9 protein-coding genes and 1 tRNA gene are annotated in these 9,198 nt (G+C 64.6%); 7 read left to right on the forward strand and 3 right to left on the reverse strand.

Annotation, left to right across the window (positions count from 1 at the left end; all coding sequences use genetic code 11):
• Positions 1-62: 62 nt before the first annotated feature.
• The 4 genes from ACFOYU_RS17655 (at position 63) to ACFOYU_RS17670 (ending at position 3,853) form a co-directional block, all read left to right on the forward strand.
• Complete coding sequence (locus tag ACFOYU_RS17655; RefSeq protein ID WP_377034605.1) at positions 63-812, forward strand: electron transfer flavoprotein subunit beta/FixA family protein; 750 nt, start codon at positions 63-65, stop codon at positions 810-812.
• Between the two features lie 17 nt (positions 813-829).
• Positions 830-1,774, forward strand: a complete 945-nt coding sequence (locus ACFOYU_RS17660) for an electron transfer flavoprotein subunit alpha/FixB family protein (protein WP_226742705.1) — start codon at positions 830-832, stop codon at positions 1,772-1,774.
• Between the two features lie 82 nt (positions 1,775-1,856).
• The gene (locus tag ACFOYU_RS17665) at positions 1,857-2,738 is read left to right on the forward strand and encodes a 3-hydroxybutyryl-CoA dehydrogenase (protein WP_377034606.1); all 882 of its coding nucleotides are present in this window, start codon (positions 1,857-1,859) and stop codon (positions 2,736-2,738) included.
• An 83-nt stretch (positions 2,739-2,821) separates the two neighbouring features.
• Positions 2,822-3,853, forward strand: coding sequence for a c-type cytochrome (locus ACFOYU_RS17670; RefSeq protein ID WP_377034607.1), 1,032 nt, complete (start codon positions 2,822-2,824; stop codon positions 3,851-3,853).
• Here ACFOYU_RS17670 and ACFOYU_RS17675 read toward each other — a convergent pair.
• Positions 3,825-4,322 (reverse strand): DedA family protein, encoded by a 498-nt coding sequence (locus ACFOYU_RS17675; protein WP_226742731.1) that lies wholly within the window; start codon positions 4,320-4,322, stop codon positions 3,825-3,827. The genes ACFOYU_RS17670 and ACFOYU_RS17675 overlap by 29 nt on opposite strands.
• A gap of 223 nt (positions 4,323-4,545) precedes the next feature.
• On the opposite strand from ACFOYU_RS17675, the gene ACFOYU_RS17680 reads away from it, so the two are divergent.
• Positions 4,546-5,115 (forward strand): HNH endonuclease, encoded by a 570-nt coding sequence (locus tag ACFOYU_RS17680; RefSeq protein ID WP_226742702.1) that lies wholly within the window; start codon positions 4,546-4,548, stop codon positions 5,113-5,115.
• Here ACFOYU_RS17680 and ACFOYU_RS17685 read toward each other — a convergent pair.
• Positions 5,088-5,627 carry a disulfide bond formation protein B gene (locus tag ACFOYU_RS17685; RefSeq protein WP_377034608.1) on the reverse strand — a complete coding sequence of 180 codons (540 nt, stop codon included), beginning with the start codon at positions 5,625-5,627 and terminating at the stop codon, positions 5,088-5,090. The genes ACFOYU_RS17680 and ACFOYU_RS17685 overlap by 28 nt on opposite strands.
• Positions 5,628-5,640: 13 nt before the next feature.
• Positions 5,641-6,222, reverse strand: a complete 582-nt coding sequence (locus ACFOYU_RS17690; RefSeq protein WP_377034609.1) for a YqaA family protein — start codon at positions 6,220-6,222, stop codon at positions 5,641-5,643.
• 152 nt (positions 6,223-6,374) lie between these two features.
• Here ACFOYU_RS17690 and ACFOYU_RS17695 point away from each other — a divergent pair.
• Together ACFOYU_RS17695 and ACFOYU_RS17700 are read left to right on the forward strand one after the other, a co-directional pair.
• Positions 6,375-6,459: transfer RNA gene (locus ACFOYU_RS17695), tRNA-Leu, on the forward strand.
• A gap of 195 nt (positions 6,460-6,654) precedes the next feature.
• Positions 6,655-8,964 carry an MHYT domain-containing protein gene (locus ACFOYU_RS17700; protein WP_226742699.1) on the forward strand — a complete coding sequence of 770 codons (2,310 nt, stop codon included), beginning with the start codon at positions 6,655-6,657 and terminating at the stop codon, positions 8,962-8,964.
• Positions 8,965-9,198: the final 234 nt, after the last annotated feature.

Consider the following 9,198-nt stretch of genomic DNA (forward strand, 5'->3'; position numbering starts at 1 on the left):
CCTATCCGGAGAGCAGGTCATGGACCGGAACCCGGACCTGACCTTTCAATGAGGACAGACGAATGAAGCTTCTGGTGTGCGTGAAGCGTGTGGTCGACTACAACGTCAAGATCCGCGTGAAGAGCGACGGATCCGGCGTCGAACTCGCCAACGTCAAGATGTCCATGAACCCGTTCGACGAGATCGCCGTCGAGGAAGCCGTCCGGCTCAAGGAGCAGGGCAAGGCCACCGAGATCGTGGCCGTCTCCATCGGCCCGCAGCAGGCCGGAGAGACCATCCGCACGGCGCTCGCCATGGGCGCCGACAGGGGCATCCTGGTCAAGACGGATGCGACGGTGGAGCCTCTCGGCGTCGCCAAGATCCTGAAGAAGGTGATCGAGCAGGAGAACCCGCAGCTCGTGATCATGGGCAAGCAGGCCATCGACGACGATTCCAACCAGACCGGCCAGATGCTGGCCGCGCTCCTGGGCTGGCCGCAGGGCACCTTCGCCTTCAAGGTGAACGTGGGCGACGGCAGCGTGGACGTGACCCGCGAGGTCGATGGTGGCCTGCAGACGGTCGGCCTCAAGCTCCCGGCCATCGTCACCACGGACCTGCGCCTGAACGAGCCGCGCTATGCGTCTCTTCCCAACATCATGAAGGCCAAGAAGAAGCCCCTCGACGAGACGTCTCCGGAAGCTCTCGGGGTCGATGTCGCGCCGCGTCTCAAGGTGGTGAAGACCGCCGAGCCCGGCGGCCGCAAGGCCGGCGTGAAGGTCGGCTCGGTGGCCGAACTCGTCAACAAGCTCAAGGTCGAAGCAGGCGTACTCTAAGCGAGGAGAATGAGATCATGACCACATTGCTGTTCGCAGAGCACGACAACGCTCACCTGAAGGACGCCACTCACAAGGCGCTGTCCGCCGCCGCGGCGCTCGGCGCGCCGGTCCACGTGCTCGTGGCCGGCGCCAATGCCCGCGCGGCCGCAGAGGCGGCCGCCAGGCTCGAAGGCGTGGAAAAGGTGCTGCTGGCAGATAGCCCGGCCTACGATCATCAGCTCGCGGAGCCCACCGCCGCCCTGATCGTCTCGCTCGCAGGCTCCTACGACGCCCTCGTGGCTCCCGCCACGACGACCGGCAAGAACGTGATGCCGCGCGTGGCGGCGCTTCTCGACGTCATGCAGGTCTCCGACATCACCAAGGTCGTCTCGCCCGACACCTTCGAGCGGCCGATCTATGCCGGCAACGCGATCCAGACGGTGCAGTCGACCGACGCCAAGAAGGTGATCACCGTGCGCACCGCCGCCTTCCCGGCCGCCGGAGAAGGCGGCTCGGCCCCGATCGAGACCGTCGGCCCCGCCGAGGATCCGGGCGTGTCGAGCTTCAAGGGCGAGGAGATCGCTCAGAGCGACCGGCCGGAGCTGACCTCCGCGCGCATCATCATCTCGGGCGGACGCTCGCTCGGCTCGTCCGAAAACTTCACCAAGTACATCGAGCCGATCGCCGACAAGCTCGGGGCCGCCATGGGCGCGAGCCGCGCTGCCGTGGATGCGGGCTACGCCCCCAACGACTGGCAGGTCGGCCAGACCGGCAAGGTGGTGGCGCCGGATCTCTACATCGCGGTGGGCATTTCAGGCGCCATTCAGCATCTGGCGGGCATGAAGGATTCCAAGGTGATCGTCGCGATCAACAAGGACGAGGAGGCTCCCATCTTCCAGGTGGCCGATTACGGCCTCGTTGGCGACCTCTTCCAGATCCTTCCCGAACTCCAGGAGGAGTTGACCAAGGCGGGTCAATAAGGTCAGGAATAAAAGGCGGACCGGGCGGGTCTCCCGCCCGGATTCTTTTGAGGGCACGGGAGTGCCCGAGGCAGCAGGCACGATGGGTATCACGATCAAAACTGTTGGCGTCATCGGCGCCGGTCAAATGGGCAGCGGCATTGCCCATGTTTCCTCGCTCGCAGGCTTCAACGTTCGTCTCCACGACCTTTCGGAAGACAGGATCAACGCAGGTCTGGCGACGATCAACGGCAACATGGCCCGGCAGGTCTCCAAGGAAGTGATCTCCGACGCCGCCCGCCGGGAAGCCCTCGACCGCATTCAGCCCGCCGCCACTTACGACGACCTCTCTGCCTGCGATCTCGTTATCGAGGCCGCGACCGAGAACGAAGAGGTCAAGCGCAAGATCTTCACCAACCTGTGCCCGTCGCTGCGCCCGGACGCAATCATCGCGACCAACACCTCGTCGATCTCGATCACGCGCCTGGCCGCTGCCACGGACCGGCCGGAGCGCTTCATCGGCATTCACTTCATGAACCCGGTTCCTCTGATGCAGCTCGTCGAGCTGATCCGCGGCATCGCGACGGAGGACCCGACCTTCGAGGCGGCGAAGGAGTTCGTCGCCAAGGTCGGCAAGACCGCGACGGTCTCGGAGGATTTCCCGGCCTTCATCGTCAACCGCATCCTGCTGCCGATGATCAACGAAGCGATCTATACGCTGTACGAGGGCGTCGGTTCGGTCGACGCGATCGACACGGCCATGCGGCTCGGCGCGAACCACCCCATGGGGCCGCTCCAGCTCGCGGACTTCATCGGCCTCGACACCTGTCTGTCGATCATGCAGGTGCTGCACGAAGGCTTGGCCGACACCAAGTACCGTCCCTGCCCGCTCCTGGTGAAATACGTCGAAGCCGGCTGGCTCGGCCGGAAGGCGAAGCGCGGATTCTACGACTACCGCGGCGAGAAGCCGGTCCCGACGCGCTGATCCCGTTCTCCGACGGGCCTTGCGTTCGGCTTCTTTTCCGCCATTCTGGCGCGAAATGCCACGCTGCGGCTCCAGGGGGCGCCATGACACACCGCAAGAGACGGCCGGCCGTTGGCGCATGCGCCGTGCTGTCGACGATTTTCCTCCACGCGGCTCCGTCCCTGGCGCAGGGACCGGCCCCCGCTCCCGACCCGTTCTGGAACGTTCCCGACATCGGCTCCCTGCCCGACGACGCCCATGGCCGTCTCGTACGGCGCGGGCGGGACCTGATCACCGCGACCTATGCCCATATCGGCCCGGCGGTCCCGGATCCGGCCAAGCGCTACGCCGGCAACAATCTCGCCTGCCGCAACTGCCACCTGGATGCGGGCGCGAAGAAGTTCGGCAACCCGCTCTGGGGGCTGATGGACCGGTTTCCGCAATACGACGCCGAGGCGGGTGCGACCATCTCCCTCGAGCAGCGCATCAATGCCTGCATGACCCGAAGCATGAACGGCCGCCCGCTTCCGCAGGAGGCGCCGGAGATGCAGGCCATGGCGGCCTACATCGCCTTCCTGTCGACAGGGGTGAAGCCTGGCGAGACGCTTACCGGCTACGGTTCAGGGCAGATGGCGGAGCTCGACCGAGCGGCGGATCCGCAGCGGGGGCAGGCCGTCTTTCGGCAGACCTGCGCGGTCTGCCACGGAACCGAAGGTCAGGGCTTGCGCCGGAACCTCGCGGTGCCGGATCTCGGCTATATGATCCCGCCGCTCTGGGGGCCGGACAGCTTCAACAATGCGGCCGGCATGAACCGCCTGACGACCATCGCCAACTTCGTGCATTTCAATATGCCGAACGGGGTGAGCTATGTGATGCCGCGGCTGTCTCCGGAGGACGCCTGGGACGTGGCCGCCTTCGTCGTCTCGCAGCCGCGCCCGCAGAAGGCTGATCTCGACAAGGACTTTCCCGATCTGCTGCAGAAGCCGGTCGACACCCCCTATGGCCCCTATGCCGATGGCTTCAGCCGGCAACAGCACATCTTCGGCCCCTTCGGCCCGATCCGTGCGGAGCTGGCCCGCCTGAAGGCCGCCCGAGGGAATGCCGCCCCTAAAGCCAGCGGTGGAAGTGATCCGTGAAATAGTACGGTCCGAAGCTCCAAAGGCCTGCCCAAAGGGCGGCTCCGATGGCGTTGGCGGGCGCGAAAATGCGCCAGGGCATGGCGATGGACCCGGCCACCAGCCCGTTGAGCTGGCGGAGCAGGACGACGAAGCGCGCCGTCATCACCATGACGAAGCCCTTCTCCCGCGCCGTCGCCTCCAGACGTGCGAGGCGCTCGGGCGTGAGCTTGACCCAATGGCCGAAGCGCTGCAGCAGCAGGCGGCCGCCGAAGCGCCCGATCAGGTAGCCCGTGCTGTCCCCGAGAAAGCCGCCGATCCAGGCGGCCAGGAACACGTGCTCGACGGCGAGATCGCCCCGCACCGCCAGCAGGGAGGCCGCGATGAGGGCGCTTTCCCCCGGCAGCGGGGCTCCGAAGGACTCGAAATAGACGATGAGAAACAGGGCAAAGGCCCCGTAGGCCGCTACGGCGGGTTCGATCCAGGCCAATCCCTGCTGCAGGATGCTCATCGGCGCACCGGCTCAATACATCGGAGGCCGATGACGGACCTCAGGACAACGGTTGCGCTTCATAGCAGCAGGAACTTAGCTTTTCACCCGGCATTTTCCCTGTGGGTGCGTCATAGACGACCTGTGTCCTCGCTTCACAACAACGTCACACTGGCCTAGTCTTATGGAGCGGGATGCAGCTTTCTCTGTTTGAGGAGGTGAGGTGACGATACACGTCCAGCCTGTTGTGCGACCGGAGGCCTGCCCGGCCCTCGTTCTCAATGCCGACTTCCGGCCTTTGAGTTACTACCCCTTGTCCATCTGGTGTTGGCAGGATGCGATCAAGGCGGTGTTCCTCGACCGAGTGAACATCGTTTCCGAGTACGACAAGGTCGTCCGAAGTCCGACCTTCGAGATCCGTCTTCCCTCGGTCATTTCGCTCAAGACCTACGTCAAGCCTTCGAGACACCCGGCCTTCACCCGCTTCAACGTCTTCCTTCGCGACCGTTTCACCTGCCAATATTGCGGCGCCCGCGAGGACCTCACCTTCGACCACGTCATTCCCCGCTCCAAGGGCGGACAGACCACCTGGGAGAACGTCGTCGCCGCCTGCGCCCCCTGCAATCTGAAAAAGGCCGACCACCTCCCCCGCGACGTCGAGATGTGGCCGAGACAGAGCCCCTTCGCTCCCACCCTTCACGACCTGCATTCGAACGGCCGCCTCTTCCCGCCCAACTATCTGCACGACAGCTGGATGGACTATCTCTACTGGGACAGCGAACTGGAGCCGTAAGCGCCCGTTCCGGCCCTCTCGCTCCCGGACGCGCCCTGCACCGCCGCCCAGGCGGCAAAGGCGGCAAGCGCCAGCGAAATCAGCACGTTCCACCCTGCCAGAGACAGGCCGAGAAAGCGCCAGGCCGCCTCCGTGCAGCTGACGACCCGGGTCGTCTGGAGCTGGTTCAGGAAATCGCCCACATTGCCGGCACTCGAGCCCATTGCGCCGCCGCAATCGCTCGGCCCTTCCCAGAAGCCCCATTCGACCCCGGCGTGATAGGCGCCCAGCCCCGCGCTCACGACGAAGACCAGGGCGAGGAGCCAGAGGCCGATCCGGCCCCATTTGGCCGGGAGAAAGGCCGCGATCAGGGCCAGCGGAATGGCGAGGTAATAGGGATTCCGCTGGGTCAGGCAGAGCTTGCAAGGCTGATAGCCCCACACATGCTCGAACACGAGTGCACCGCCGATGGTTGCCGCCGCCGCCAGGGCGACTGCAAGAGCCGCTTGCCGTATCGTGAGCCCAAGCCGCATCGGGAAAATCTCCTCAGAACAGGTACCGGAACGCCACAAAGCCGCCGACCAGCGCCACGATGGCGAGGCCTGCGATCAGGTTGAAATGGCGATCAATCATGCCCTTGATCACCGGCCCGAAGCGGGTCATCAGCAGGGCGATGAAGAAAAAGCGGGCTCCCCGGGTCACGACAGAGAGAACCACGAACCAGAACAGGCTGTAGCTGGCGAAGCCCGAGGTGATGGTCACGAGCTTGTAGGGGATCGGCGTCAGGCCCTTGAGAAGGATGACCCAGTGGCCGTACTCGGCATAGGATTGCCGGAACGTCTCCGCCCCTTCGGTAAGCCCGTAGACCTGGAACAGCCAGGCTCCGATGGAATCGTAGAGAAAGAGCCCGATCAGGTACCCGACGACGCCGCCCAGAACGGACGTGACCGTGCAGATCAGGGCGTAGGTCCAGGCCCGGTCGGGCCGGGCCAGCATCATCGGCACGAGCATCACGTCCGGTGGGACCGGGAAGAAGGAACTCTCCGCGAAGGACACCGCTGCAAGCGCATAGGGCGCCGAGGGCCGGGCCGCGAGGGAAAGGGTCCAGTCGTAAAGGCGTCTGAGCATGAGAGACCGTGGAGGTATTCGAGAGGCCGGGGTTGATGTCGACGCTCCTTTGAGCACAAGCCGCCGCCGCTGGCGAGCGAATTACCTGCGGCACCCCTTCACATCTCCCTCATTGACCACGCTTCGTCTTGCATGGTACTCGGCAATTCCTTGCCCCTGTGGCGGAATTGGTAGACGCGCTCGACTCAAAATCGAGTTCCGCAAGGAGTGCTGGTTCGATCCCGGCCAGGGGCACCATTCGCAAAAGCTTGCTTTCACAGAGCATTTTCCGCTCGAAGGGAAGCGTGAGCTTGCAATGCTGCAAGCTGCCTCCTCGGAACAACCACGCTTCCCATTCTGTTGTTCTCTCTGCTTCGAGGCTAAGCTTAGGATGCTCCGGCGGCGTCCATAGCCAGCCCTCCTCCAGTGCCGCGTACCGGCCGGTTCAGACGAATGACCCATAGTGGAACGCACGACGATGTTCTGGTCTGGCTCTCGGTGCTGATCGCGACGGCGGCGTCCTATACCGCTCTCGATCTTGCAGGCCGCATCCGTGCTGCAGGCGGGTGGGCCAAGCATGCGTGGCTCGCGACGGCTGCCCTTGCCATGGGAGGCGGCATCTGGGCCATGCATTTCGTCGCCATGCTGGCCTTCAGCATTCCCGACGTCGGAGTGAATTACGACGTCGGCCTAACGGCCATTTCGTTCGTCCTGCCCATTTTCGTGACCGCCATCGGCTTCTACGTCGTCAACCAGGCCAATGCCGGTTTGAAGACGGTGCTGCTCAGCGGCATCTTCGTAGGGCTCGGCATCGTCGGGATGCACTATACCGGCATGGCGGCGATGCGGATGGCCGCGGATCTGAGCTACGAGGCCCTGTGGGTCGCGGTTTCCATCCTGATCGCCATCGGGGCTTCCACGATTGCGCTCTGGCTGGCATTCCGCAACGTCGGCCCCACTCAGAAGCTTCTGGCCTCCGCCGCGATGGGACTTGCGATTTCCGGCATGCATTATGCTAGCATGCAGGGAGCGGTCTTTACGCTCCATTCGGCCGTGGACGAGGCGCACGGCTATGCGAGCCTGAGCCAGACCAACCTCGCCCTGGCCGTATCGGCAACGACTTTCCTGATCCTGTTCCTTGCCCTGATAGCCGCGATGTTCGACCGCCGCTTCGCCTATTTCTCGGAGCGCGAAGCAAAGGCCCTGCGGGAGAGCGAGGAGCGGTTTCGCATCCTCTACAGCAAGACGCCGCTGCCCCTCCACTCCCTGAACGCCGAGGGCGTCATCGAGCATGTGAGCGATACCTGGCTCGATCTTCTCGGCTACCGCCGTGAAGAGGTCCTCGGACGCCCCATCACGGATTTCATGACCGAAGAATCCGTCAGGCGCCGGTCCCAGACCCACTGGCCCGCTCTCCTCGCAACGGGGGAGCTCAAGGATGTGGAGTACCGGCTGGTGACGAAGGACGGCCGAATTCTGGACGTCCTCCTGTCCAGCCGCGTGGAGCGCGACAGCGAGGGCCGGTTCAACTATGTTCTCGGCGGCATCGTGGACGTCACCGCGCGCAGGCGTGCGGAGGAGGCCCTGCGCCAGGCGCAGAAGATGGAAGCGGTCGGCGCGCTCACGGGAGGCGTCGCGCATGATTTCAACAATCTGCTCGCCGTGGTCCTCGGGAACCTGGATCTCCTGCGCAGCCGCCTGCCTGACGATCCGAAGGCCAGGCGCCTTCTCGACAGTGCGATCCAGGGCGCCGAGCGGGGAGCGACGCTCACCCAGCGGATGCTGGCTTTCGCGCGACAGCAGGACCTGAAGACGCAGGTCGTCGACGTGCCCGATCTGGTGAAGGAGATGGCCGACCTCCTTCAGCGGTCCATCGGCCCCATGGTGCAGATCGAGACCCGCTTCCCCCTGAACCTTCCGCGGGTGCACGTGGATGCGAACCAGCTCGAACTGGCGCTGCTCAATCTGGCCGTGAACGCGCGGGATGCCATGCCCGGAGGGGGAACGATCACCGTTTCAGGGCGCGAGGAGACCGTCCGGCCCGGAGATCACGGCAACCTCCTGCCCGGGAACTACGTCTGCCTGTCCGTCGCGGATACCGGAGAGGGTATGGACGAGACGACGCTGAGGCGGGCCATGGAGCCTTTCTTCACCACCAAGGGCGTCGGCAAGGGGACGGGGCTCGGCCTCTCGATGGTGCACGGGCTTGCCGCGCAATCGGGAGGATGCCTCGTCCTGAGCAGCCGCAAGGGCGAAGGCACGACCGCCGAGATCTGGCTTCCTGCGGCGGAAGCGCAACTCCCGGGCAAGCCGCAGGCGTCCGCAGGGACGACGGCCTCGAACAGCGGCCGCGGTGGGGCCTCGAAGCCCTTGGCCATCCTCGTCGTCGACGACGACATTCTCGTTCTGCAGAACACCGCCGCGATGCTGGAGGATCTGGGGCACGCCGTGATCGAAGCCACGTCGGGCGAGGAGGCTCTTGCCCGGCTCCGGCAGGGCGCGGCGGTCGACCTCATCATCACCGACCAGGCGATGCCCCGCATGACCGGCGTGCAACTCGCGGAAAAAGTCAGGGCCCAGTGGCCGCAGGTTCCGATCGTTCTCGCAACCGGCTATGCCGATCTCCCCGCAGGAGCAGACGCCGGCCTGGTGCGGCTCAACAAGCCCTTTCGCCAGGATGCCCTCATACGGGCCATATCCGATTGCTCGAAATCGGCTCATAAGGCCGAAAAGGTCATTCCGTTTCGGCCGAGACAGACCTGATTGCCTCCTGAGGGTGGCAAAGGCCGAGGGTCGGCACCCGTTCTTTCCGAATCAATCCAAGCCTCAAGACGCCCGGAGCGTTGCATCAGCAGCTCGACCGTAAAGCGGCCAAGCTGGTGCCACATTTACTTTCGCTTTACGCCAAAGTCGGAACATAGACGTTAATAGAGCGGCCAAGCTGGCTTAAAATACCAAAGATCTGTCCTCAGTTCACAAGACGCGCGTTCTTCGTCC

Source organism: Microvirga sp. GCM10011540, from assembly GCF_042650665.1.
Taxonomy (GTDB): domain Bacteria; phylum Pseudomonadota; class Alphaproteobacteria; order Rhizobiales; family Beijerinckiaceae; genus Microvirga; species Microvirga lenta.

What these genes read in the sequence shown, in the direction of transcription:
- ACFOYU_RS17690 (WP_377034609.1), bottom strand. Translation starts at nt 6,222, where the DNA reads ATGCTCAGACGCCTTTACGACTGGACCCTTTCCCTCGCGGCCCGGCCC.
- ACFOYU_RS17685 (WP_377034608.1), bottom strand. Translation starts at nt 5,627, where the DNA reads ATGCGGCTTGGGCTCACGATACGGCAAGCGGCTCTTGCAGTCGCCCTG.
- ACFOYU_RS17670 (WP_377034607.1), top strand. Translation starts at nt 2,822, where the DNA reads ATGACACACCGCAAGAGACGGCCGGCCGTTGGCGCATGCGCCGTGCTG.
- ACFOYU_RS17665 (WP_377034606.1), top strand. Translation starts at nt 1,857, where the DNA reads ATGGGTATCACGATCAAAACTGTTGGCGTCATCGGCGCCGGTCAAATG.
- ACFOYU_RS17660 (WP_226742705.1), top strand. Translation starts at nt 830, where the DNA reads ATGACCACATTGCTGTTCGCAGAGCACGACAACGCTCACCTGAAGGAC.
- ACFOYU_RS17700 (WP_226742699.1), top strand. Translation starts at nt 6,655, where the DNA reads ATGACCCATAGTGGAACGCACGACGATGTTCTGGTCTGGCTCTCGGTG.
- ACFOYU_RS17655 (WP_377034605.1), top strand. Translation starts at nt 63, where the DNA reads ATGAAGCTTCTGGTGTGCGTGAAGCGTGTGGTCGACTACAACGTCAAG.